A 25,566-nucleotide genomic window follows, 5' to 3' on the forward strand; every position below is an offset into this window, starting at 1 on the left:
AAAAGAACAAATCTATATAAAGGATGTTCTAACGTTGTATTGTTGCCCGGTGATATCATTAATTCATGCCTAGTAAGCGTTTTCAGTAATTTTCATGAAATCGCTTTAAAGCGGTCTTACATCATAATCAGTCAAAGGGGCGGGACAAATGAAAAAAGCACTACTTTTAGTATTGGCTTGTATGGTATTGCTGGTGGGTTGCTCTTCCGGTGGATCTAATAAAGAAGCTGCATCCGGGGACGGCCAGAAAGAAATTACAATCTGGGCATGGGACCCTGCCTTTAACATCGCAGCATTGAATATTGCCAAAGAGACTTACAACAAGAAACACCCGGAAGTTAAAATTAACATTGTTGAATACGCGCAAGGCGACATTATTCAGAAAATGAATACAGGACTTAACTCGGGAACTACCAAAGGTCTTCCTAACATCGTATTGATCGAAGACTATCGTTCCAAAGGTTTCCTGCAATCGTATCCTGAATCCTTCTATGATTTGAGCAACAAGATCAAGGGCGCAGATTATGCGGATTACAAAATTGGACCGACCAGCATGGACGGTAAGCAATACGGCGTTCCTTTTGACTCCGGTGTAACCGGCCTGTATGTTCGTAAAGATATTATCGAGCAAGCCGGATTCACTCTTGACGATCTGAAAGACATCGATTGGAACAGATATATTGAAATTGGTAAAGTGGTCAAAGAAAAAACAGGCAAAGATATGATTACCTTCTCTCCAAGTGATCTGGGCTTCGTTCGTGTCATGATTCAATCCGGACATTCCTGGTATATGAAAGAAGATGGCAAAACGCCTGATTTGGCCGACAACAGTACATTGAAAGAAGCTTTTACTCTGTACAAAGAAATGCTGGATTCCAAGATCGTGAAGATCAATGCAGACTGGAGTCAATTCATCTCCTTCATCAACAATGGTGATGTGGTCACTGTACCTTCGGGGAACTGGTTAACGCCATCCGTGAAAGCTGAAGTTTCTCAATCTGGTAAATGGGCCGTACTTCCTTTGCCAAAATTGCCTAACACACCGAATGCAACACATGCCTCCAACCTGGGCGGAAGCTCGTGGTATGTCATGAATGTTCCTGGTGCTGAAGTAGCTGAAGACTTCTTGGCTGAAACGTTTGGTTCTGATGTTGGGATGTACGAAGAATTGCTTAACAAAATCGGAGCTATTGGTACGTTGAAAGCAGCGGCAGAAAGCGAAGCCTACAAGAAAACAGATGAGTTCTTTGGCGGGCAGCAAATTGTAAAAGATTTCTCCGAATGGACAGCGCAAATTCCTAACGTGAACTATGGTGTGTCTACCTATGCCATCGAAGATATCCTGGTAGTCGAAATGAACAACTATCTCAATGGCAAGAGCCTGGATCAAGTCATGAAGGATGCTCAGGCTCAGGCAGAGACACAAATCAAGTAAAACACGTAAGTAATTGAGCATATGAGCATTATGTAACCCTTGGGCGCTGCGGTATCTTGAGATCCAAAGCGTCCGGCGGGTTATTTTGCAGCCAGAGAGGAGACCTTGCTACGATGAATGCTAAGAAACGTGGGCTAAGCATGACCGCTAAGTATAATTTGACAGGATGGAGCTTTGTCCTGATTTCTGTAGTTATGATTGCCTCATTCTATTTTTATCCAATGATTCAGGCGCTTTTCTTGTCTTTTAAAACAGGAACAGGCACCAACCTCACCTATACAGGGTTTTCCAACTACACGCGCTTGTTCTCGGATACGACCTTCCGAACAGCGCTATTTAACACCTTTATCTACCTAATTGTTCAGGTACCTTTAATGATTCTGCTGGCAATGTTCATCTCCGTGCTGTTGAATGACTCCAAGCTGAAATTCCGCGGGTTCTTCCGTACGGCGATCTTTTTGCCGGCTGTAACTTCTCTCGTCGCATACTCTGTTGTGTTCAAATATTTGTTTGGATCCGATGGCCTGATTAATGCGATGCTGCTGAAGCTGTCGATTATTTCTGCTCCCGTGGAGTGGATTACAGACCCGTTCTGGGCCAAAATTACGATTATTATCGCCATTACATGGCGCTGGACCGGATATAACATGATTTTCTATTTGTCAGCCCTGCAAAATATCGATGGCTCCATTTATGAAGCTGCACGTATTGACGGTGCGTCTTCCTTTAAACAATTCACCCAAATTACAGTGCCGCTTCTTAAACCGGTGATCCTGTTCACTTCTGTTACATCGACGATTGGTACACTGCAAATTTTCGATGAGATCGTGAACATTACCAAAGGCGGACCGGGTAACTCAACAATGTCCATCTCGAACTATATCTATAACCTGTCGTTTAAATATACGGCTGACTTTGGATATGCAGCGACAGTATCCTATGTGATCGTCATTCTTATTGTTCTGCTGTCGTTCCTTCAATTTAAAGTGGCAGGTGATAAGAAATGAGAAATCCAAAACGTATATTCACCTATGTGTTCCTGAGCATTGCTACATTTATTTCGGTATTTCCGTTCCTGTGGATGATCATCAGTGCAACGAATAAATCCGTAGATGTGACCAAAGGCAGACTTCTGCCGGGTAACTATCTATTCGAGAACTTATCGAAGCTGATCGAAACGACCGATCTCTGGACAGCACTCTGGAACTCGGCGAGAATCTCTGTCTTGACTACAGTCCTGTCGATTATCATTGCATCACTCGCTGGTTACGGCTTCGAAATGTTCCGTAGTAAAGCGAAGGATGTCGTATTTAACATCTTGCTGCTGTCGATGATGATTCCATTTGCCGCCCTGATGATTCCACTGTACCAGATGTTCGCGGGCATCTCTAATACCATCCCTGGGATTGGTATCGATACTGTGGCGTCTGTAATGCTACCGACCATTACGACGGCATTCCTGATCTTCTTCTTCCGCCAGAACTCCAAGATGTTCCCTAAGGACATGCTGGAGGCCGGACGTATTGATGGTCTGACGGAGCTGGGTATCTTCTTCAAAATCTTCATGCCTACCATGAAAACAACCTATGCGGCAGCAGGTATTATCACCTTCATGTCGAGCTGGAACAGTTACCTGTGGCCGTTGATTGTCTTGCAATCACCGAACCAAAAGACCATTCCACTGCTGATCTCCACCCTGGGATCAGGTTATGCGCCGGACTACGGCTTGATCATGGTGGCAATCGTCATCGCCACCTTGCCAACAGCCATCGTATTCTTCGTGATGCAGAAGCATTTCGTAGCGGGAATGACGGGATCGGTGAAATAAGTAGTTTGCGATTAGAGCAAGTGAAGTGATGAGGACGGCCCCCCACGGGAGTGGGGGGCTGTTTTTGTGTTGGGAGTTTTTAGGTAGAAAGAGGAAATCTATAGATTGAAAAAGAAATAGTATAAAGGAAATAACTCTTGTTATCCCGTGGGGAAATTTCGAGTGCGAATGTATAGCTCCCATGAAAATCCCGGGTCCTTCGCACCATTTATTTTACATTATTTGTATAAAAACTTGCTGAGATGCTGGTATGAGAGTGATTATTGAAGAGATTTAGCGCGATTTAGGTGCGTAAAAAGGGTTTTTATCCTTTTTATGGATGAGAATCGCTGTCGCTCCCTACGCGGGAGCGTGGATTGAAATACTCTTGCATATAGTGAAGTTTCATCATTGATAGGTCGCTCCCTACGCGGGAGCGTGGATTGAAATAGTCATGGCCAGGGATACATGATAGACTACGACTTGTCGCTCCCTACGCGGGAGCGTGGATTGAAATTATCCGGTAAGGACGTTTAATCATGACTCAATCACGTCGCTCCCTACGCGGGAGCGTGGATTGAAATTGGATGAACTTAGCCAATTGCTTAATTGGTTTAGTAGTCGCTCCCTACGCGGGAGCGTGGATTGAAATATCAAGGCCTTTCGCTTGTTAGCTTTGTCGTGGTCGCTCCCTACGCGGGAGCGTGGATTGAAATATTAACTCCAAAGGTGAGAGAACCCGTACGATCAGTCGCTCCCTACGCGGGAGCGTGGATTGAAATATTTTTATTCCTCCCATGTCGTTTGTTAACCCGGGTCGCTCCCTACGCGGGAGCGTGGATTGAAATAGGATCAACTGTTTGGAGTTCGGGACGATCTCGGTCGCTCCCTACGCGGGAGCGTGGATTGAAATACCCAGTCGTCGAAGTATGCCTCATGGTACTTCTTGTCACCATCTATAATAGAGCGTGAATTGAATCCTTAGACATTGCGATACGTATCTAGCAGCCAAATCAGTCTCACGCCATTGCTAACTTAAATGCTTCTGTAACTAAGAGTTATACTTGCTACACTAACAATCAGTTAATGCTTCCCCCGAATAACTAAATAATTCACAACTTAGCGATCAATAATTGGGGGATAAAGTTCCCTTAACTATTGATCGCTTTTTTTGATCTGCAAATATTGTCAAATAATGCTATATAATAGTTGGATAATTAAGTATAATCAATAGAGAAGTAGTTCCAAAGTCTATAATTCAAGTTAATTATTAGGACTATTTTGTTGTTAGTGAAGGAGAGATGAGTTCATTTGTCGGATAACCAAGAAGTCCTTGCTCCGAATCTATCGAACGTACAGCAGCAAATAAAACAAGTACAGGAACTATTGAGCTTGGAAGAGCCATACACTATCTCGCTTGTGACGCCTATATTCGGCGGAGGCAGTAAAGCTGGCAAGATAGATAAGCAACAACCGATCAGAGAGGCATCGATTCGGGGACATCTGCGGTTCTGGTGGCGTGCTACTTGTGGAGCGAGCTATACGAATGTACTGGAGCTTCGCAGAGAGGAAGTCGCTATATTCGGAGATACGACCACGCCTAGTAGGGTGAAAATCTGGGTAGAATCTTCAGATCCCCCCCTAATCAAGACGACGCTGATTAAAAATGTTCCGCCGCCTTCTTACGTTTTGTTTCCTGTTCGCTCGAATCCCGTGGACTATTTGGAGAATTACGACTTCAGACTACATATACGCTATGAGGGCGCTGGCCTAAGCCCTCAGAGAATGAAGGCGTTACAACAAGAACTTCATGCGGCCTTATGGGCATGGATTAACTTCGGTGGTCTGGGTAGCCGGACACGCAGAGGTGCTGGCAGCCTGTATTGCCCGGAATTCTCACCTCCACGTGGGAAGAATCTGCAACAATGGTACCGTGAAAAGATCGAAAAGTATGAGCTGCAGTTGCTTCATCTAGGACAATATCGGGACTGGCCTACATTATCCAGCAGCATTTTTTTCAACGGGGAAGAGGAGAAGAAATTGAATGCAGGGAGGGGTAGTAATGCCAACCTTGCGTGGAAGAGTCTCATCAATACCTATCATTGCTTCAGGCAACGGCGAAATACGGATCAGGACGGGAATAAGCGGCGAAGCTTGTGGCCTGAACCTGACTCCATTCGTAAAATTATGGGGATGCAGAATAAAGACCATAGACATCTATTTACTCTGGAAAAAGAGGAACTGCGTTATGCATTCCCCAGGTCTCAACTCGGGATGCCGATCATCACTACGTTCCATAAGGACGATCACGGAGACCCTTACACAACAGAGCTCCTGCCTGTCGGCAAGGATCGCCTGGCTTCTCCGCTCATCCTGAAAGTTGTTGCCTTAGACAAGACGAATGGTGTTGGGGCGATCATCGTACTGAACCATAAGCCGATTACGGGCCTAAAGTTCAAACGAATGAAAGAAGAGTGGGAGAAACAACCTCACAGAAATAAATCTAATCCAGGAAAGTTATCCTTCAAAGAAAAACAGATCAAAGAAATTGACGAAAGATTAAACAACCTAACCATCACCCCTGAACACATATACAGCTCGCTGAACTATAACAAGAGTCCGATGAAGATCAACGACGAATCTACAAATTCAGCCATTGAGGCTTTTCTAAATAGCAAGGAGGTGCAGAGATGGAAACAGGGACATCCCAACACACCACCGAAAATCAAGAGACCATAAAAAAACCAGTAAGAACGCTAATGCTCTTCTCCATCGGACCTGTTCAGGAGTTCATTGCTCAGGCGCGCAAGACAAGAGATCTGTGGTTCGGTTCTTTTTTGCTGTCTGAATTGTCCCAGGTAGCAGCTGACACGCTGTCGAAGATGTCTGGTGAGCTTATTTTTCCTAGCATTAAGCAGGTCAAAGGAAATTCAGATGCAGAGTCCGCGCACAAGGCGGCTAATGTGGCGAACAAAGTGCTGGGTATGATTGAGACAAGTGACCCGAAGCAGGTGGCGATTACAGTCAGAAGTGCTGTCGAGAAGAAGTGGGATGAATTCGCTTCAGCTGCTCTAGCCGAGCTCGGAAGTAGTGTTAACCCCGGTATGTGGAAGAAGCAAGTGAAGGACGTCTTGGAATTCTATGCGGTGTGGAGTGCCTGGGGTTCAGAAGAGAGCTATGACAAAGTGCTGAAGAGGACAGAACGCCTGATGGCGGCACGCAAGACCTTGAAGGACTTCCGGGCGCATGATCCCAGCAAAGCCTATGGTGATAAAAAATCTTCGCTCGACGGTGGACGCGAGTCTGTAATCTGGCCTGACCGATATCCTGAGCTTGGTAAGCTTGGCATCAAAAAAGATGAGACATTGGATGCAATCTCGCTAGTGAAGCGAATGTCTCGATATATTATAAAAGAACGAGAGTTCAAATCGGTGTGTGATGTGGCTTTTCAGCATTATCAGCAGGTCTTGGCTACTTCAGATCATAGTTCTGAGAGAGTTCAGGCTGTAATGAATTATATTCATTCACTGAAAATCAGCTTTGACAAGGTGCTGTACATCAAGGAGACTTCGATCGTCCGCCTGGATTCACGCCTGTTTTATGACAATCGAATCGATGAATTTATTACTGAGCAGGCGAAGCGTACGCTCTCTACCGTAGAACAGGAAAGCATCAGCGAAGAGATCAAGTCCAGACTGCAACAGCTATATAACGAGATCGGTATGCAACCTTCTCTGTATTATGCCTTTATTATGTGTGATGGTGACCGAATGGGACAGATGCTGCGGCAGATGAATACCTATCAAGATCACCAGCGGTTCAGTGAAGCGCTGTCCAGGTTTGCTATTGAGGCAGAAGTAATCATTTGGGAGCATGAAGGTCAATTAGTGTACAGCGGTGGCGATGATATTATGGCCTATCTCCCGCTGCACACTTGCTTGAATGCCGTTAAGCAGATACAGGCAGTCTTCATGTCAGCGATGCACGCAGCACTTCCAGCGGATGCTTCGTATCCTGTGCCTACGTTGTCTGTAGGGATGGTTATTGTTCATATGCTGGAGATGCTCGGTGACGCCCGTCGTTATGCTAAGGCCGCCGAAGATCATGCCAAGGTGAAGCGTAATGAATTTGCCCTGCATGTTCAGAAGCGCAGCGGTGGTGACGCGCTTACGTTCTCTGTATCTTTTGACGAAGACCCAATCTCTCAGCTCTCCAAGATTCAGGGGATGTATAGAGAAGGGGTATTCTCGACGGGATTCGCCTTTGATCTACGCAAGTTGCACCGGGAATATCTGTCTATGACTCAAGCTGGATGGGGCGTGGGCACCTTATACGAAGGGCGGCTTCACACCTTGCTCCGGCAAGAAGTCGAAAGACTGGCCTGCAAGAAACTGCCCGGAGGTCTTACAGAAGCGCAAAGAAAAGCATTATTAGAGAGGATTAAGACAGAACTGCTTCCACTGTTCAATACTCTTCAAGGTAAAGATTCCGACGCTGTGAGTCAGCTAGGTAACTTGTCTGAGCAGTTCATCATTGCCGCGACTCTAGTGAAAGCAGGTGAGGTCATTGAAGACAACCATACAGATTGAACCGCTCGATCCCGTTCTTAACCGGGACGGGCGGCCGTTTGATGCGACACCAGGTGCCACTGCACGTAGTCTGGATTTTATTGCGCCAAGCGCTGTCGCGGGGACTGTTCGCACAATGATGGGGAAGTATCTCTCTTCTGCTCCGGTGGCAGACAACGCTTTTGCTTCCGGATCAGTCGCTGAGGCTGTCAAAAAATCCAAGGTGCGCGGCCCCCTGTATCAATTGAACGGGATGATCTATTATCCATTTCCACAAGATATCGATCTCTATGAAGTAGACGATAAAATCGGGGTTAGTTATAGAAGGCCGCTTGCTTCACTTGATGAATGCATGGGCTTTCTGGGAACGGACAGAGACGGCAGGTATGAGCAAAACTTATGGCCGGTAGCTGAGGCCTCCGCACATAAGTTATGGAAGAAGAGACCTGCCTTCGTCTCAGCAGACTGGATGCACCGCTGGCTGCTGGACGAGCTTACGCTGGAAGACTGGAGTGATGCGCTCACCGAGTGGCGGGGTAACCAGGGGAAAGCGCACACTTCGTCTCAGCCAGCACACTTTCTTGCTCCTTTCGAGCGGGAGACCAGAGTACATACAGCCATCGATGATGAACTTGGTGTGGCTAAGGACAAGCACTTATTCGATACAGAGATGCTTGTTCTACCAGATCACATGGCTCTGCTCACGGAGATCGAAATTAGCGATTATGTAGAGCAATGGCCTGATGAGCCGTTGTCTACACTTCATACATTCGGGGGCAAGCGGCGGCTGGCACACTCTAGTGAAGTGAAGAACACACAAGTATGGGATGTTCCGGATGTCATTTCGCAGGGAATACGTCCCACAGATAAAATCCAGTATATTCGTCTCGTTCTCGCCACTCCAGCCTTCTTCTCCAAGGGATGGTTGCCACGCTGGGTGGATACGGATACCCTGGAGGCTGATTTTTCAGAATATGGGGTCAAATTGAAGCTACGCTGGGCTTGTATTCCACGCTGGCAGCCTGTCTCAGGCTGGAGCTACAGTAAACGTCAAGAGAAAGCTGTTCGGCGCATGGTTCCTGCGGGTAGTGTATATTTCTTCCAGGTGGACGGCGATGGTGATCCAGCCACGCTAATGGAACAGTTATGGTTAACTTCGGTATCTGATGCTAATCGGAGAAAAGGCGCTTTTGACCAAGAAGACGGATTCGGACTTGCCCTGTGGGGAATATGGAAGCCAGCAGTTGTTAATGAAGCGGAGGATGAAGATGATCAATAATAGCAGATTGTATTTCATACACTGTCTGACGTCTGTCCATGTGGGAACAGGTGAAGGAACTGGCGTGATCGACATGCCGATTATGCGCGAGAAAATGACTGCATGGCCGATGCTCCCTGGCTCAAGTATCAAGGGGGTGCAACGGGAGTACCACCGGAGAAACGATTATAATGAATCTTGGTTTAATGCCGCTTTTGGCAAAGAAGATAATAAGAAAGAGGCTACCAGCGTAGAAAATGCGGGTCATGCCGGAGCCTTGGTATTGTCTGATTCACGGATGCTTGCGTTCCCTGTAGCCAGTAGATATGGTACGTTCGCCTATGTAAGCTCTCCGCTTGCTATTAGTCGATTACTTCGGGATGCACGGGCAGCAGGATTTGAGATTCCTGACGAGCTGAATTGGAACAAGATTGATGAAGTATTTCAATCTGCAGACCAAGTCATAGTTGGAACAGATTCAGTTTTGAGAAAACCAATCCAGGGGGATGAAAACAAAGAAACCCGCTTTGTTGAACTCGACGAGTTTAAGGCTACAGCTAAGGAGGAACCGTCGCTCACGGGGTGGCTTAACTGGTTATCGAAGCAGCTATTCGACGCAGAAGATCCGTTCTCTGCCAAGCTGTTGCAAGAGCGATTTGTCATTGTGTCAGATGAGGCATTTCAGTATTTTGTCACAACATGCTGTGAGGTTACGCCGCGTATTCGCATTGCCAGTGAGACCAAGACTGTGGAAGGTGGAGCGTTGTGGTATGAGGAATACATCCCGACAGAAGCGATTCTATACGGGCTGGTATGGTGTGACAAAATCTACGCACATGGCAACAACCTGACTGCTGAGACGCTGCTGAACAAACTGTCTGATGAACAGTTATTGCAGATCGGTGCTAATGCTTCCGTGGGCAAGGGACGCGTCCGCTTCCGGTTCTCCGGGGGTGATCCGTCATGAAGTCGGTACAGCACGAATATTCCACAATCGCACTTGGCTGCATTGATGAGGTTGCAAAATTAAGCAAGAAGGAACAACAGCAATACGGCAGCTTATGTCATCGTGTTCCCTCGATGATTATGTTGAACGGATTTAGACTTACGGTGGCATTTCTTTCTGTTGAAAATAAAGAAATGCGTACTCACTTTCTCAAGGATATGGGGTTAGCGATCGGTATTAATAACTTCAAAACTGAAATTCCTGAGCGAATGGACGATTATCGGATACTAACTCGCCAGGCATTGGATGCTTCGGTATGGTTCAAGCGATATGCTGAGGCTATCCTGGGTGTGACCCAAGCTGATGCTGACAGTCAACTGGAGGATCAGTCATGAATGCTTATCTGGCATTAACGAAGTTGAACGGTCACATGACTAGCTCCAAATTAAAGGATGCTGTCGAGAAGCCTAATGGTAAAGGTGACTTCTACTATAATCTCATCGATAGTTATACAGTTGCATGGACAGGGAAAGGACAGTCTGAACAACAAGGGAAGAAACAGGGAGATAAGCATGGGCAAGGGAATCCAGATCAAGCCCAGGAGGTACGGGCACAGAACGAATGGTATCGGCATCTTTTTGCAAAATTTTATACTATATTGTCCCAGCCCTCCGCGGAATCTTACACCTGCACCCTGAGTTCGTTGTCTGCACTCACGATTGGGCAGGGCCAGCCTTCTGTACTGGAGACGCATGTCACACTTCACCCGATCTACGGCGTTCCTTATCTTCCAGGCACAGCCCTGAAAGGTGTCGCAGCACATTATTGTCACCGCTACTTGGGGCAAGTGGACAATAAGTTCCAGACAGGGGGGGATTATTATAACCAGTTGTTCGGATCTACGGATCGAATGGGAAGTATCTGTTACCACGATGCGCTGGTGACTCCTGAGACTGTAGGTACAGCACTTCGCTTAGATGTATTAACTCCGCATCATCAGAAGTATAACCAGATTCAGATTTCACAGAATCAATGGGCAGTTAGTAGTGACGCTGCGCCACATGATGATGATTCACCTGTTCCTGTGCATTTTATAAGTGTACGTGCAGATTTCAAGTTGCAATTGTCTTATACCGGCGATTCTGCTCAGGCACGAGAATGGCTTGCTATTGCAGGAGAAATCTTAACCGCTGCTGTGCAGCAGGAAGGACTTGGCGGTAAAACTAACGCTGGTTACGGGCGATTCAAGATCAAGCAAGGAGAGGACAAATGCAATGAATAGTCCAGAGCAGAATCAAAAGGTTCGGAAGAAGCTGGTTGAGAATTACACAGTCATGGAAGAACAGATTGTCAATCAACTGAAATTCAGCTCTCAGCATCATGTGACGACAGGTACATTTCGTGAGGAAATCTGGAAGAGCATGTTTGAACAGATGATTCCGCAGAAATTCTCGATCGAGCATTCTGTGTTCATTATTGATTCCGATGGGCACGTCTCAAATGAGGTTGATTTGGCGATCTTTGACGAGCAGTATACTCCCTATATTTTTAGATATGGTAAACTGAAGTATATCCCTATTGAGGCCGTGGCTGTTGTTGTGCAGTGTAAGAGTAAGAATATCTATGATGATACTAACTTGGAAGATTGGGTAAACAGCATCAAGCAGTTGCAGACAAAAATGAAGTCCATTAGCCGGACGCTTGGGGCGGTGGTGTGCACGGGCTTTGAGTCTGTGCCTGTGGTGCAACCTCTGCAACAGGCCGACAAGAATCAAGAATCTGAAGATCCATGTGAGAAAAAGAAAAAATCACCAACACCAACACAAACCTCAACTAGGCCTATTAGAATTCTGTGTCATACCGAAACTGCTATAGGAAAAACAGAAGATGTCGACTTCGATATCTTGATTCATCCTTCCAAGGAAGAGGGCAAGCTGGAAATCACCATTCCGAACGAAACAGAAAGCTTGGGCTGGTGGCACGGAGAGTTAAATTACTACGGTGATGAGCGTTCTGATGAATATATGCAGAACGTTAGTTTCAGTGCTAAACATACGAAACTTGAGGAATACAGAGTCATCTCGGACGAAAATCCTTCTGATGAAGTGTCGCTGTTATCCTTGACGTTCCAGTTGAATCAACTGCTGATGCTCATTAACAACCCCATTTTGTTCCCGCATCTGGCGTATGTTCAGATGTTCCAGAAGACGTTACAGGAATAGCTATGTCTGGTGCGAACCCCAAGCTCACATGAAACCCCCGGGAGATTCGCACCAGATTTATAGTATTTTATGTAAATTAATCGACAAAGCTTGCTTTTAAGATTAGCCATTTGACGCATAAAAGTGAATTGATTAATAATTGATGGTAACTTTCACTTTTTAAAGTGATTATTCGCTTCGCTCCATACATAGGAGCGTGGATTGAAATGGAGACGATACCTCCCATGTTAGCAATGACACGGTCGTCGCTCCATACATAGGAGCGTGGATTGAAATTTTGTGCAAATACGTTCAACGGGAGGAAGGCCTGTCGCTCCATACATAGGAGCGTGGATTGAAATAGGAAATGGCCGTGTCTTACGATAGTATGTCTGCGTCGCTCCATACATAGGAGCGTGGATTGAAATGGTAATCCATGGGTCGGGATGACTAACTGCTATGGTCGCTCCATACATAGGAGCGTGGATTGAAATAGTAACATCAAGAGAGGCAATCCGGGAATTGCAGTCGTGTCGCTCCATACATAGGAGCGTGGATTGAAATTCACTACTTATCAACTCCACTTGGATATTTAACAAGTCGCTCCATACATAGGAGCGTGGATTGAAATGTATTTGCTCCAAGCAAGTAACAGCGACCTCATAGTCGCTCCATACATAGGAGCGTGGATTGAAATTAGTTTTCGCGTCAAGGAACTAACGAACTCTTCGGGTCGCTCCATACATAGGAGCGTGGATTGAAATTCGATAATCTCTTCTAGCACTTCTTGTACTAGCATGTAGTCGCTCCATACATAGGAGCGTGGATTGAAATCCAATGAATACAACCGGTGTAGTGCACTCCTGTAGGGTCGCTCCATACATAGGAGCGTGGATTGAAATATTGTTGGATCGCTATATGGGTGGGTGCATAAAGAGTCGCTCCATACATAGGAGCGTGGATTGAAATTTTGTCCATATATGGCGCGTCCATCATCGGGAATTCGTCGCTCCATACATAGGAGCGTGGATTGAAATAGGAATGGAAACAAGGGTATCGACAGGAAGACAAGGTCGCTCCATACATAGGAGCGTGGATTGAAATACCACATTGCGCGCATACGTGGCGGCAGCCGCCAAGTCGCTCCATACATAGGAGCGTGGATTGAAATCCGCAAAGTCCGGCGCACTCATAACACTCCACTTGTCGCTCCATACATAGGAGCGTGGATTGAAATCGTATACCAATACGGAACAAATGAATTGGGAGACTCGTCGCTCCATACATAGGAGCGTGGATTGAAATACCTTATCGGATGCAGGAAGTCATCCTAACAAAGGTCGCTCCATACATAGGAGCGTGGATTGAAATTAGCAGGGTCCCACAGTCTGAATTTATTCTCACTGTCGCTCCATACATAGGAGCGTGGATTGAAATGTCTACACACTGCCGATTCCGCGGACAAACGTAGGTCGCTCCATACATAGGAGCGTGGATTGAAATTTCTGTCCATCGAAAGAACAGTGATGTCATTATCGTCGCTCCATACATAGGAGCGTGGATTGAAATACGCTGGACCAATTGGACACGTCGATCAAGGCGTCATGTCGCTCCATACATAGGAGCGTGGATTGAAATTTCTAGGTAGTGCAATTCGTACACTAGATTCAGTCGCTCCATACATAGGAGCGTGGATTGAAACATATCTATCCAATCCCAATCATCCTCGCTCCATACATAGGAACTTGGATTGAAATCGGTGCATCTGGTTTAGTGAATGATCGCGAGATTGGTGGCTCCATAAATAGGAACGTGGATTGAAATTGCAATAATGCCCGCCGTTTGAGTCAGTACGACCTAGGTGCTCCCTACGCAGACGTAGTTTGCAGTTTTATAGAGAGTGCCTGAATCATATCTGTCAGGCCAGCTCTCTTTACGGCACGATAATAAAAATATGACCCCCCGGGAGTGTGTAATTCGAATACCAAGCGGTAAACATCTCTATAAAAACTGACACTTCCCCATAAACAGGAGTATGACATTTAATCCATACTCCTGTTTGTTATCTCCTATCTTGTAAACCAACCCTCTTTTCGATTACAGATAACCTCATAATAAATTCACTCCAAACACATTTTTACAAAAAGTTCACTAATACCCTAGAAAATTTAGGGAATAAGCAAGGAGATTTATGAAATTTGTAGAATTACCATGATATGATTAGTTCTATATCCTTACAAAGGAGGGAACAATGCACTAAATTAAAATCAATCCAGTTTGTGATTAATCCCTAAAGGAGAGATCAAATGGAAGGATATATTGCTCATATAAGGGAGAGCGACAAGAAAATACAGACTGTTGCTGAGCACTTAACAGGCGTACAAGCTCTGGCAGAGGAATTTGGGAATAAAATAGGCGTGAAGCATATCGCCGGGCTTGCCGGTGTACTCCATGACATGGGGAAATACACTGAAGAATTTAAGGAATACATACTTATGGCTGTTTACCACCCGGAGATGCCTCCCAAGCGAGGTAGCGTAGATCATTCTACAGCGGGAGGAAAACTGTTATTTAAGTTGTTTCATGATCATACCAAGAATAGCTCCGATAAAGTGGATACTATGAACAAAATGATTTTAGCTGAGATCGTAGGTAATGCTATTATTTCTCACCATTCTTATCTGCAAGACTTCTTGAATCCGGATCTGGAATCCAACTACTTACGTCGTGTGAAAGAGAAGAATCTTGAAGAATTCGAGTGGTCTGAAACCAACTTTTTTAAGCAGGTTATGGATGAAACGAAGTTCCACGAGTATGTAGATCAGGCTGTAAAAGAATTGCATTCATATCTGCAAAAAGATGCTGGGACTAGTAGAGAGCAGCAACTTATGTTTCTGACTAAATTTATATTCAGCGCACTGATTGATGCAGATCGGACGAATACTCGTTGTTTTGAAGAGAACAAGCTGGATGAACCAGTCAATCATGAAGAACTGTTCGGAGTATTTTACGAGAGACTGATGAGTCAAATTGAATCTTTTGCAGAACAAGAAGGTTCTGATTCGCCGATTAATCGTCTAAGAAGAGAAATGTCAGATCAGTGTGACCAGTTTGCTGCCAAGGCATCCGGAATTTATACGCTGTCCATCCCAACAGGCGGTGGAAAGACACTGGCGAGTTTGAGATATGCGCTGAGGCATGCCAAGGAGTTTAAGAAAAAGCATATTATTTATGTCGTTCCTTACACAACAATTATCGAACAGAACGCCAAGGAAGTCCGCAATATTTTGCAAGATGAGGTTCATATTCTGGAGCATCATTCTAATGTAGTTGAAGAAGAACAAGAGGATGATGAACTCGAAGATGGTCTGATCAATATGCGGCAAAAGTTAAAGCTAGCTAAGGATAACTGGGATTCTCCTATTATCTTTACTACAATGGTGCAATTTCTAAATGTCTTTTATGCCGACGGGAGCCGGAACATTCGGAGATTGCATAACTTGAGTGAATCGGTAATTATTTTTGATGAGGTACAGAAGGTTCCGGTGTCGTGTATCTCTCTGTTTAATCAAGCGGTTAATTTTTTGAGAAACCATGCACGTTCCAGTATTGTCCTTTGTACGGCTACACAGCCTGAACTGGATTATGTTCAACACAAGCTGAACATCGAGCCGGAAGCTGAAATGATAGGCAATCTGAATCATGTTATCCAAGCATTCAAACGGGTGGATATCGTAGACAGGGCAACAGGTGAACAGTTTAATACGGATAAACTTGCTGATTTTGTTATGGAAAAGGTAGAAGAGGTCCAGAGTGTGCTCGTCATCCTCAATACCAAAACGGTTGTTAAAACCTTATATCAGAAGCTGCAGGACGAGGGTCTTCCAGTGTCTGTATATCATCTGAGCACTTCTATGTGCGCGGCTCATCGTAATGAGATATTGGCAGAAGTGAAAGGAAAGCTTAAGGATCAAAGCCCAGTCATTTGTATCAGTACACAGCTTATCGAAGCAGGTGTAGATGTAAGCTTCAAGTGTGTAATTCGTTCCTTGGCAGGATTGGATTCTATCGCTCAGGCAGCAGGGCGATGTAATCGGCACGGTGAGAATGATGTGCAGCAGGTGTATGTTATTGATCATGCCGAGGAGAAGCTGGACAGGTTGAAAGAGATTAAGAGAGGTAAGGAAATCTCAGCGAAGATTCTCGTGGATCTGAAGCGTGATCCGTCTTCTCATGGTGGTAGCCTTCTGTCTGTGCAGGCGATGGAAAGGTATTTTCAAGAATTTTATACGGAGTTTGAGTCTAGTCTGAATTATTTTATTCCCAAGCTTGGGGAGGATATGACGGATTTATTGTCGTCCCCTCGGATGGAAAATAAGTATTACCAAGCCTACCGTCAGAGACATCAAGAAGCATTGCCATTGTTCCTAGTTAACAGCTATAAGACTGCTGCGGAAAATTTCGAGGTCATTGATAGTCATACCACCTCTGTACTCGTTCCCTTTAGAGAAGGAGAAGAAATCATTACCGAATTAAACGGGCAGCAGAGTATTGAAGACCTTTCGCGTTTACTGCGCAATGCTCAACAATATACCATTAATATTTTTAGCCATGAGAAAGAAAAGTTAAGCAAAAGTAATGCTCTGGTAGCGTACCTAGATGGCAAAGTGTTGGCTCTTACTGAAGGGGCTTACCATGAGAATTATGGACTCAATCTGGAGAACGATAGTCCATTTGAATTGCGCATGTGGTGAAGCAACTAGAGATGCATAATTGGAAAGGAGGCTGAACACACAATGAGAAATGGAATCGAATTTAAAGTGTATGGAAACTATGCTCTTTTCACAGACCCACTAACCAAATTAGGAGGGGAGAAGTTAACGTACAGTGTACCAACTTATCAGGCGTTAAAAGGGATTGTTGAAGCTATCTACTGGAAACCGACCCTTTTGTTCGTAGTAGATGAGGTTCGGATTGTTAAAGCAATTCGGATGGAATCCAAAGGAATCCGTCCGATTGAATACGGCGGGGGAAACACACTGGCCAACTATACTTACCTGAAGGATGTATGCTACGAGGTTCGCGCCCACTTTGAATTTAATATGAACCGTCCAGAGTTAGAGCATGACCGCAACGAACACAAGCATCACAACATTTTGAAGCGTTCTTTAAATGTCGGCGGCCGTAGAGATATCTTTCTTGGGGCGAGGGAATGTCAGGCCTATGTAGAACCTTGTGTCTTCGGTGAAGAGCCTGGATTTTATGATAACTATGGTGAGATTCACCTGGGCAACATGGTTCATGGTATCAATTATCCTGATGAAACTGGAAGAGCGCAGATGGAGGTAAGGTTGTGGAATCCGGTGATGAGGGATGGGGTTATCCGTTTTATCCGACCGGAGGAATGTACGCAGGTACGTACAATTTCAGACATGCAACCCAAGCAGTTCAACGAGAATAATGTCCAATCCGCAGATGAACTACTGGCAGAGCTGGAATTGGAGGAAAACGCATGAGTTGGTTGCTGAACTTATACGAGACTTATGAGTCCAATCTGGACCGTGTAGGTATTATAGAGCGGAAAAATAATGAACGTGAATACACCCTGCTGCCTGTCTCTCATACCACCCAAAATGCGCATATCGTTGTGGAAATCACAGAGGATGGCGAATTTCATTCAGCTGATGTGATACCTAAAGAGGATATAAGTACACTGATTCCTTGTACAGAAGAATCCGCCAGTCGCGCGGGATCTAAGGTTGCTCCGTATCCCCTGCATGATAAATTAAGCTATGTAGCTGGCGATTTTGTCGCCTATGGCGGAAAGATTAAGAAGGAAGAACCTTTTGCTGCCTATATCAAAAATCTTGAAGAATGGGCAAATTCCGCTTACGCCTGTGCAAAGGTCAAGAGTATCTACAGCTATCTGAGCAAGCGCAGATTAATTCAAGATCTGGTAGAAGCAAAGGTACTATTCCTAGATGAGAATGAGCGGCTAATTGAAAAGTGGGACAAGAAATATGAAGACCAGCATGGAGAGAAGCCTAAGCTCTTTTCGCTGATCGCCGGTGAACAGGAAAGTGCATTTATACGGTTTAATGTTCATTCACCTAACCGGACGACGAAGAGTGTGTGGAAAGATCCCGAGGTCTATGATTCTTTTGTACGGTTCTACAGTCACCAGCTTGGAGCATACGACTACTGTTATGTATCAGGCAAACTGCTTCCTAGCACGGACAGACACGCCAATAAAATCCGAAATGCAGGAGATAAGGCTAAGCTTATTTCAGCTAACGATAATAGTGGTTTTACCTTCCGAGGACGTTTTACCCAGAGCAGTGATGCAGCCAGCATCAGTTATGAGGTTTCGCAGAAAGCGCATAATGCCTTGAAATGGCTAATTAACCGTCAGGCAAAGATCATTGATCAACGCGTGTTTCTTGTTTGGGGTAACAATGACCTTAATATTCCTGATCCAACAGAGGATTTCTTCAATCTTAACCCGGAAGCTGAGGCTATAACTAAAAGAATCAACGATACCAATGAGGTATTCGCACGAGAAGTTGCAAAAGCATTGAGCGGATACCGCAATAGTCTTCACACAGAAGATAAATCGGATGTCAATATTCTGGTGCTTGATTCTGCGACTACCGGACGCCTAGCTGTTCTCTATTATCGTAATATGGATAAGAATTTATATCTGGACAAGCTTATCGAATGGCATTCAACCTGTGCCTGGATGCATCGTTACCGTAAAAATGAGCAAGGAGAGACAGTGCTGTTCTACGGGGCGCCGTCCACCAAGGATATTGCTTTTGCCGCCTACGGTCCTAACGCTAACGATAAGGTTATCAAAGGACTTATGGAGCGAATGCTTCCCTGCATCGTAGATGGCCGTACCATCCCCGAGGATATTGTTAGAAGTGCTATTCATAGGGCTTCCAATCCTGTCGGAATGGAGAAATGGGAATGGGAGAAGACGCTCAGTATTACTTGTGCCTTGATTAACAAAAAGGAGAGATTTGGTATGCCACTGGAAACAGAGAACCTGGACCGAAGCTACTTATTTGGGCGATTGTTGGCAATAGCTGATGTGTTGGAAAGAAGGGCATTAGATGCCGATGAGAAAAGATCCACTAATGCTATCAGGTATATGAATTCCTTCTCCAGATATCCAGAGAGAACTTGGGGAATTATCCAGGCTGCATTACAGCCGCATCAGGCGAGATTGGGTGCGAAAGCTACCTATTACTCTAGTTTGATAGATGAAGTTGCATCAAAATTCACAACAGAAACCTTCAATAATACCGCGTTATCAGGTAAATATTTGCTCGGTTTTTATAGCCAGCGGCATGAGTTATACAAAGGCAAAGACAAGAACAAAGAATCTAAAGAGTCTGAAGAAACTTCTAACTAAAAAGGAGAAATGAATAATGACTACATTGGATCATAAAATTGATTTTGCTGTTGTACTGTCTGTAACTAAGGCTAATCCCAATGGCGATCCGTTGAATGGTAACCGTCCGCGCCAGAACTATGATGGCTATGGAGAGATTTCGGATGTGGCGTTGAAGCGGAAAATCAGAAATCGTCTACAAGATATGGGTGAAGCTATTTTCGTGCAGTCTAATGATCGAAAGTCCGATTCTTTTAATAGTTTGAGAGAGCGTGCAGAAGCTAATTCCGAATTGGAAAGAATCTTCAAGGCGAAAGCTAGTTCTAATGATGAATTCGCCACCATTGCCTGCCAGGAGTGGCTTGATGTGCGCAGCTTTGGCCAAGTATTTGCTTTTAAAGCAGATAGTAAAGGTTCTAGCGTATCTGTCGGTGTCAGAGGCCCGGTATCCATTCATACCGCAACGAGTGTTAGCCCAATTGATATCACAAGTCTGCAAATCACCAAAAGTGTGAACTCTGAACCGGGAAAAGACCGGGGATCAGATACGATGGGAATGAAGCACCGTGTGGATTTTGGAGTCTATGTGTTCTATGGCAGCATCAATACCCAATTGGCTGAAAAAACCGGATTTACTAATGAGGATGCTGGCAAGATCAAGGAGGCGTTGCGAACCTTATTCGAAAATGATGTGTCTTCGGCAAGACCAGATGGCAGCATGGAGATACATAAGTTGTACTGGTGGGAACACAGTTCCAAACTGGGGCAGTATTCTTCCGCAAAAGTACATCGAGCACTTCAGGTAAAGGCAAAGGTTGAGGAGCCTAAACGTATTGAGGATTTTTCCATTGAACTATATCCGCTGGAAGGCTTAAAAGCCGAAGAACTAAATGGACTATAATGAAGACGAAGCATTAATGCTCTCCGGAATACAGCATTTTCAATTTTGCAAACGCCAATGGGCATTAATTCATATCGAACAACAATGGGAAGAGAATGTGAAGACCGTTGAAGGACAGCATCTGCATCGCAACGCGGATCAGCCTTTTACAAGGGAGAAGCGGGGAGATAAGCTTGTTGTCCGTGCGATGCCGGTTAGATCGGGAGAACTGAATATATCGGGTATATGTGATGTAGTAGAGTTCGTAAAAGATGACGCAGGTGTCCCCATCAATGGTGCTGAAGGCAAATACCTTGCCTTCCCGGTCGAATACAAACGGGGCAAGCCCAAGGTCAATGAAGAAGATATTTTGCAATTGGCCGCACAAGCGATGTGTTTGGAAGAAATGCTGCTGTGTGATATACCGACAGGATATATTTTTTACAATGAGATCAAACACAGAATTGAAATACAGCTTACCCCGGATCTCAAATATAGGGTTAAGGCGATTGTGGAGGAGATGCAAGACTACTACCGTCGTAGACATACTCCTAAAGTGAAAACGGGTCCTTTTTGCCAGAGTTGCTTACTTCAGCATATTTGTTTGCCCAAGTTAATGAATAAACAGACCGTAAAAAGTTATGTTGAAGGGAAAATCAAGGAATGAAAAAACTTCAGAATACGTTATATATCACCCAACCCTCGGTCTATTTGTCGCTCGATGGAGATAATATCGTCCTTCTGAAGGACGAAGAGAAGCTTGGCAGGATGCCTCTACATAACCTAGAGTCGATTGTCGCTTTTGGCTATGTCGGGGCGAGTCCAGCCTTGATGGGTTATTGTGCGGAGCGGAACATATCGCTGATGTTCTTGACGATGAACGGAAGATTCCTTGCCAGAGTGATTGGGCCAAGCAAAGGGAATGTAGTGCTGAGAAAAAAACAGTATCTTCTCTCAGAGGATGAGCAGTCGTCTGCACGGATCGCCCGGAATTTTATTATAGGTAAAATCTACAATCACAAATGGATGCTGGAGCGGATGACCCGTGATTATCCCTTGCGCATTGATGTTGAGCAATTTAAGGAGACTTCGGGCCATTTATCTTCTATTATGCTTGAGGTGAGGGCTTGTGAAGAGCTCGACCGTTTGCGAGGATTGGAAGGACAAGCTGCGGTTAGCTATAACCGAATGTTTGATCAGATGATTTTACAGCAGAAAGAAGATTTCTATTTTCACTCCCGCTCCCGGAGACCGCCGCTGGACAGTGTGAATGCTATGTTGTCTTTGGCCTATACTCTACTGGCTCATGATACTGCTTCAGCGCTGGAGGCTGTGGGGCTGGATGCCTACGTAGGCTTTCTGCACCGGGACAGACCGGGCCGGGCATCGCTAGCTCTGGATTTGATGGAGGAATTGCGAGGGATTGTCGCAGATAAGTTTGTGCTTTCACTGATTAATAAGAAGCTGGTGCGTAAAGAGGATTTTGTGAAAAAAGAGAACGGAGTTGTCATCATGACTGATGAAGCTCGAAAGAAATTTCTCACTGCGTGGCAGACCAAGAAGCAAGAGAGCCTTACTCATCCTTATTTGGGGGAGAAAATAACTTGGGGGCTCGTCCCGCACGCGCAGGCATTGCTGTTGGCTCGTCATTTGCGGAATGACCTGGACGAGTATCCTCCTTTTTTATGGAAGTAGGTGTACGATTTGCTGGTATTAATTACTTATGATGTGAAAACATCCAGTAGTGGAGGCCAAAGCCGATTGCGAAGAGTCGCCAAAGTCTGCCAGAATTACGGGCAGCGAGTCCAACATTCCGTATTTGAATGTGTCGTTGATGCGACACAGTTTGCTGAACTAAAGATTAAACTGAAGAATATCATTGATGAAACAGAAGACAGTTTGCGATTTTATCAGCTGGGTAACAACCATAAAAATAAAGTTGAACATGTAGGGATTAAGGAGTCTCTCGATCTCGAAGGGCCCCTGATTCTCTAGTGCGAATGTGAAGCTCCCATAAAATCCCCGGGTCCTCCGCACCAAATTTATTACATTATTTGTATAAAAATATTGAAGAAACAGAGTCTAAGGTGTTTCCTTTGAGAAGAATAGGGGATTTTTACCCATAAAAAGGTCAATTACCCTTTTTTATGGGTAAAAATCGCTGTCGCTCCCCACGCGGGAGCGTGGATTGAAATGAATCTCTAACCGCACTGTATATCCACGTAGTCGTCGCTCCCCACGCGGGAGCGTGGATTGAAATTTGAGTCTCCCACCAATCTTACCGCTGTAGCGAGGGTCGCTCCCCACGCGGGAGCGTGGATTGAAATTCATAACCCCCGCAGCCTTAGAAGCCTTTAGAGGTCGCTCCCCACGCGGGAGCGTGGATTGAAATTAAATCTCATTTCAGGGTGCCAGTAAATATGTCGTCGCTCCCCACGCGGGAGCGTGGATTGAAATACTAGTCCAACGATGCCAGGCACTCAAGGATTATGTCGCTCCCCACGCGGGAGCGTGGATTGAAATCGGGTTTGTGATAAAGGTACCATTATCTAAGGCTGTCGCTCCCCACGCGGGAGCGTGGATTGAAATAGATAGCAGAAAATAGTTGTTTTCGGACGTTTAGTCGCTCCCCACGCGGGAGCGTGGATTGAAATCGTACTGGAGGTTTGACGAAATCCCTACGATTAGTCGCTCCCCACGCGGGAGCGTGGATTGAAATCGTACGCTTACGCTTTCTGTCCGCCATGATTTCGGTCGCTCCCCACGCGGGAGCGTGGATTGAAATATGTATCTTTTGGGTATCAACTCAGGCTTGCGGGGTCGCTCCCCACGCGGGAGCGTGGATTGAAATATGGAGCATTAATCAAACGGAGGAGGAGTTTTGGTCGCTCCCCACGCGGGAGCGTGGATTGAAATCATTAGGGAGATAGAAAAGAGTCAGATTGGAAATCGTCGCTCCCCACGCGGGAGCGTGGATTGAAATTTGAGCAGACAGGATTGTCCATCAGCCCAGTAATGGTCGCTCCCCACGCGGGAGCGTGGATTGAAATAGAATATCCAGTTTGATCAGAATATTCCGATATCCGTCGCTCCCCACGCGGGAGCGTGGATTGAAATTGGCCTGCTCTCGCTTAGCGGCGTATCTAGGGGCGTCGCTCCCCACGCGGGAGCGTGGATTGAAATATCACGAATACCACTATAGAAGCGCCAAGCGGTGGTCGCTCCCCACGCGGGAGCGTGGATTGAAATCACAAGGAGGTGATAATACATGGGCGAGTTGATGTCGCTCCCCACGCGGGAGCGTGGATTGAAATAAGTTCCCCCGAACGAATCGACGGAACGATGTAATGTCGCTCCCCACGCGGGAGCGTGGATTGAAATGATGGATCAGAAATGTATTCGACACTCTTAAGAGGTCGCTCCCCACGCGGGAGCGTGGATTGAAATTTACTATACATAGTCGTACCTTCATTGATTTATTGTCGCTCCCCACGCGGGAGCGTGGATTGAAATAGTTCAGCTACGCCTTTCTTCATTTCATTCATCAAGTCGCTCCCCACGCGGGAGCGTGGATTGAAATTTGTATTTCTTGCCTATCTCATGCTGAGTCATATGTCGCTCCCCACGCGGGAGCGTGGATTGAAATGTTATCACTGACCCTATGAGCGTGGATCTGACCGGTCGCTCCCTACGCGGGAGCGTGGATTGAAATGATCACTAGAGTGTTGAATATAGTTGGTATAACTTGTCGCTCCCTACGCGGGAGCGTGGATTAAAATTGCTCAGCGCGGTAAGCACACGACAGGAATATTGTCGCTCCCTACGCGGGAGCGTGGATTGAAATCTTCTGGCTTTGTTGGTGTACTCGGTACGGTTGGATGTCGCTCCCTACGCGGGAGCGTGGATTGAAATTGGTATCCCGGTAGAGCAGGGTGGTATACAAGGTATGTCGCTCCTTACGCGGGAGCGTGGATTGAAATTCGAAGCGCAGCGCTCTTACCTGCAGCTGATCGTGGTCGCTCCCTATGCGGGAGTGTGGATTTAAATAACATATATATAATATAAACCCAATAGGTGACTTACAGTCGCTCCCTATATGAAGCATAAATACTGCCAGAGAAATCACTTCATCCCGTAACCAAATGGATGGATGAGAGACACCAAGACCACTGAGTAATAACGGGAAATATGGACCTCTGTCAAGAAAGTGGACAGTCACGCAACGGATTTTTTAGTAAATTGCTGTGCAAAGCGAGCGGGAGAGAGATACCCTAACGCACCGTGCATTCGTTTGCGGTTGTAGTAAAATTCAATGTACTGAAAAATGGCATTGTAAGCCTCTTCCTTGTTTTTGAAACGAGGATTACAGTAAATGAGCTCTTTCTTTAAAATACTGTGCCAAGACTCGATGCAGGCGTTATCGTAACAGTTTCCTTTGCGACTCATGCTGGATTCCATCTCGTAGGTTTTCAGTTGCTCGACGTAATCCTTAGAAGTATATTGAGAACCTCGGTCGGAGTGGTGCAAGAGCTCTTTGCCTGGTCGCTTCGCTGCGTAAGCAGCCCGAAGGGCGTCCAGAACCAGACTGGTCTCCATATGGTCGTACAACCGCCAGCCTACGATTTCGCGCGTACATAAATCCATGACGCTGGCCAGGTACAACCGGCCTCCCCGGCAAGGGATGTATGTGATGTCCGTGACCCATACTTTATTGGGTTTGAGCACTTTAAACACTTGATTCAGCGTGTTGGGAGCGATCGGGTTATTATGTTTAGAGTTCGTCGTCTGTACGCGGTAAGATTTAGACACGACGGAGCGAAGCCTCATTTGCCGCATGTATACACTCACCGTGCGTTCAGTCACGGTATAGCCTTCTTGGTGCAACAGACGGGTGATTTTCGGACTTCCATACCGCATCTTATGATCCGTAAAATGATACTGGATTCGCTCCATGATCGCTGCTTTGCGACGTTTCTGTGCGCTGGTTTTTCCCATCCGCCACTTATAGTAACCGCTCCTTGACACGTGTAAGGTATCGCACATCTTCTCCAAGCGAAACTCGGAGCGATGATTCT

Annotated in this window: 18 protein-coding genes and 3 CRISPR repeat arrays; of the genes, 17 read left to right on the plus strand and 1 reads right to left on the minus strand. The window is 45.7% G+C overall.

Features of this window, described 5'->3' with window-relative positions; all coding sequences use genetic code 11:
* The first annotated feature begins 148 nt into the window (after positions 1–148).
* From AC3Y23_RS20385 to cas2, 17 genes are all read left to right on the plus strand, one after another.
* On the plus strand, positions 149–1,435 hold the full coding sequence (locus AC3Y23_RS20385) for an ABC transporter substrate-binding protein (protein WP_379202377.1): 1,287 nt from the start codon (positions 149–151) through the stop codon (positions 1,433–1,435).
* A gap of 113 nt (positions 1,436–1,548) precedes the next feature.
* The gene (locus tag AC3Y23_RS20390; protein ID WP_379202379.1) at positions 1,549–2,442 is read left to right on the plus strand and encodes a carbohydrate ABC transporter permease; all 894 of its coding nucleotides are present in this window, start codon (positions 1,549–1,551) and stop codon (positions 2,440–2,442) included.
* Entirely contained in the window at positions 2,439–3,263 is an 825-nt protein-coding gene (locus tag AC3Y23_RS20395; protein WP_379202381.1) for a carbohydrate ABC transporter permease, read from the plus strand. Before AC3Y23_RS20390 ends, AC3Y23_RS20395 begins: the two co-directional genes overlap by 4 nt.
* Before the next feature lie 331 nt (positions 3,264–3,594).
* Positions 3,595–4,155: a CRISPR direct-repeat array (repeat unit 32 nt; unit sequence GTCGCTCCCTACGCGGGAGCGTGGATTGAAAT).
* Between the two features lie 398 nt (positions 4,156–4,553).
* A complete protein-coding gene (gene cmr1, locus AC3Y23_RS20400) occupies positions 4,554–5,981 on the plus strand; it encodes a type III-B CRISPR module RAMP protein Cmr1 (protein WP_379202383.1) in 1,428 nt (475 codons plus the stop codon).
* Positions 5,933–7,831, plus strand: coding sequence for a type III-B CRISPR-associated protein Cas10/Cmr2 (cas10, locus tag AC3Y23_RS20405; protein WP_379202385.1), 1,899 nt, complete (start codon positions 5,933–5,935; stop codon positions 7,829–7,831). Before cmr1 ends, cas10 begins: the two co-directional genes overlap by 49 nt.
* On the plus strand, positions 7,809–9,089 hold the full coding sequence (cmr3, locus tag AC3Y23_RS20410) for a type III-B CRISPR module-associated protein Cmr3 (RefSeq protein WP_379202387.1): 1,281 nt from the start codon (positions 7,809–7,811) through the stop codon (positions 9,087–9,089). The genes cas10 and cmr3 overlap by 23 nt, the downstream gene beginning before the upstream one ends.
* Complete coding sequence (gene cmr4 / locus AC3Y23_RS20415) at positions 9,079–10,035, plus strand: type III-B CRISPR module RAMP protein Cmr4 (protein ID WP_379202389.1); 957 nt, start codon at positions 9,079–9,081, stop codon at positions 10,033–10,035. Before cmr3 ends, cmr4 begins: the two co-directional genes overlap by 11 nt.
* Positions 10,032–10,409, plus strand: coding sequence for a type III-B CRISPR module-associated protein Cmr5 (gene cmr5 / locus AC3Y23_RS20420; RefSeq protein WP_379202391.1), 378 nt, complete (start codon positions 10,032–10,034; stop codon positions 10,407–10,409). The genes cmr4 and cmr5 overlap by 4 nt, the downstream gene beginning before the upstream one ends.
* Positions 10,406–11,296, plus strand: coding sequence for a type III-B CRISPR module RAMP protein Cmr6 (cmr6, locus tag AC3Y23_RS20425; protein WP_379202393.1), 891 nt, complete (start codon positions 10,406–10,408; stop codon positions 11,294–11,296). Before cmr5 ends, cmr6 begins: the two co-directional genes overlap by 4 nt.
* On the plus strand, positions 11,289–12,236 hold the full coding sequence (locus AC3Y23_RS20430) for a DUF6602 domain-containing protein (protein ID WP_379202395.1): 948 nt from the start codon (positions 11,289–11,291) through the stop codon (positions 12,234–12,236). The genes cmr6 and AC3Y23_RS20430 overlap by 8 nt, the downstream gene beginning before the upstream one ends.
* A 176-nt stretch (positions 12,237–12,412) precedes the next feature.
* Positions 12,413–14,039: direct repeats of the CRISPR family, unit length 32 nt; unit sequence GTCGCTCCATACATAGGAGCGTGGATTGAAAT.
* A 482-nt stretch (positions 14,040–14,521) separates the two neighbouring features.
* Positions 14,522–16,969 (plus strand): CRISPR-associated helicase Cas3', encoded by a 2,448-nt coding sequence (gene cas3, locus AC3Y23_RS20435; protein ID WP_379202397.1) that lies wholly within the window; start codon positions 14,522–14,524, stop codon positions 16,967–16,969.
* Positions 16,970–17,011: 42 nt separating this feature from the next.
* Complete coding sequence (gene cas5c / locus AC3Y23_RS20440; RefSeq protein ID WP_379202399.1) at positions 17,012–17,731, plus strand: type I-C CRISPR-associated protein Cas5c; 720 nt, start codon at positions 17,012–17,014, stop codon at positions 17,729–17,731.
* On the plus strand, positions 17,728–19,632 hold the full coding sequence (cas8c, locus tag AC3Y23_RS20445; protein WP_379202401.1) for a type I-C CRISPR-associated protein Cas8c/Csd1: 1,905 nt from the start codon (positions 17,728–17,730) through the stop codon (positions 19,630–19,632). Before cas5c ends, cas8c begins: the two co-directional genes overlap by 4 nt.
* 16 nt (positions 19,633–19,648) lie before the next feature.
* Positions 19,649–20,512 (plus strand): type I-C CRISPR-associated protein Cas7/Csd2, encoded by an 864-nt coding sequence (cas7c, locus tag AC3Y23_RS20450; protein ID WP_379202403.1) that lies wholly within the window; start codon positions 19,649–19,651, stop codon positions 20,510–20,512.
* Positions 20,502–21,158: a CRISPR-associated protein Cas4 gene (gene cas4, locus AC3Y23_RS20455; RefSeq protein WP_379202405.1), complete on the plus strand. Its 657-nt coding sequence runs from the start codon at positions 20,502–20,504 to the stop codon at positions 21,156–21,158. Before cas7c ends, cas4 begins: the two co-directional genes overlap by 11 nt.
* Positions 21,155–22,186 (plus strand): type I-C CRISPR-associated endonuclease Cas1c, encoded by a 1,032-nt coding sequence (gene cas1c, locus AC3Y23_RS20460; protein WP_379202407.1) that lies wholly within the window; start codon positions 21,155–21,157, stop codon positions 22,184–22,186. Before cas4 ends, cas1c begins: the two co-directional genes overlap by 4 nt.
* Positions 22,187–22,195: 9 nt before the next feature.
* A complete protein-coding gene (gene cas2, locus AC3Y23_RS20465) occupies positions 22,196–22,486 on the plus strand; it encodes a CRISPR-associated endonuclease Cas2 (RefSeq protein ID WP_379202434.1) in 291 nt (96 codons plus the stop codon).
* Positions 22,487–22,654: 168 nt separating this feature from the next.
* A CRISPR array of direct repeats spans positions 22,655–24,538; the repeat unit is 32 nt; unit sequence GTCGCTCCCCACGCGGGAGCGTGGATTGAAAT.
* A gap of 168 nt (positions 24,539–24,706) precedes the next feature.
* Here the strand turns inward: cas2 and AC3Y23_RS20470 are convergent.
* Positions 24,707–25,566 (minus strand): IS3 family transposase (locus AC3Y23_RS20470; protein WP_379202409.1); only part of this gene is annotated, 860 nt, incomplete at its 5' end.

The organism is Paenibacillus sp. MAHUQ-45 (assembly GCF_058133325.1).

Bases quoted from the DNA above. Each gene is read 5' to 3' on its own strand.
- AC3Y23_RS20385 (WP_379202377.1), top strand. From the start codon at position 149: ATGAAAAAAGCACTACTTTTAGTATTGGCTTGTATGGTATTGCTGGTG.
- AC3Y23_RS20390 (WP_379202379.1), top strand. From the start codon at position 1,549: ATGAATGCTAAGAAACGTGGGCTAAGCATGACCGCTAAGTATAATTTG.
- AC3Y23_RS20395 (WP_379202381.1), top strand. From the start codon at position 2,439: ATGAGAAATCCAAAACGTATATTCACCTATGTGTTCCTGAGCATTGCT.
- cas10 (WP_379202385.1), top strand. From the start codon at position 5,933: ATGGAAACAGGGACATCCCAACACACCACCGAAAATCAAGAGACCATA.
- cmr4 (WP_379202389.1), top strand. From the start codon at position 9,079: ATGATCAATAATAGCAGATTGTATTTCATACACTGTCTGACGTCTGTC.
- cmr5 (WP_379202391.1), top strand. From the start codon at position 10,032: ATGAAGTCGGTACAGCACGAATATTCCACAATCGCACTTGGCTGCATT.
- cmr6 (WP_379202393.1), top strand. From the start codon at position 10,406: ATGAATGCTTATCTGGCATTAACGAAGTTGAACGGTCACATGACTAGC.
- AC3Y23_RS20430 (WP_379202395.1), top strand. From the start codon at position 11,289: ATGAATAGTCCAGAGCAGAATCAAAAGGTTCGGAAGAAGCTGGTTGAG.
- cas3 (WP_379202397.1), top strand. From the start codon at position 14,522: ATGGAAGGATATATTGCTCATATAAGGGAGAGCGACAAGAAAATACAG.
- cas5c (WP_379202399.1), top strand. From the start codon at position 17,012: ATGAGAAATGGAATCGAATTTAAAGTGTATGGAAACTATGCTCTTTTC.
- cas8c (WP_379202401.1), top strand. From the start codon at position 17,728: ATGAGTTGGTTGCTGAACTTATACGAGACTTATGAGTCCAATCTGGAC.
- cas7c (WP_379202403.1), top strand. From the start codon at position 19,649: ATGACTACATTGGATCATAAAATTGATTTTGCTGTTGTACTGTCTGTA.
- cas4 (WP_379202405.1), top strand. From the start codon at position 20,502: ATGGACTATAATGAAGACGAAGCATTAATGCTCTCCGGAATACAGCAT.
- cas1c (WP_379202407.1), top strand. From the start codon at position 21,155: ATGAAAAAACTTCAGAATACGTTATATATCACCCAACCCTCGGTCTAT.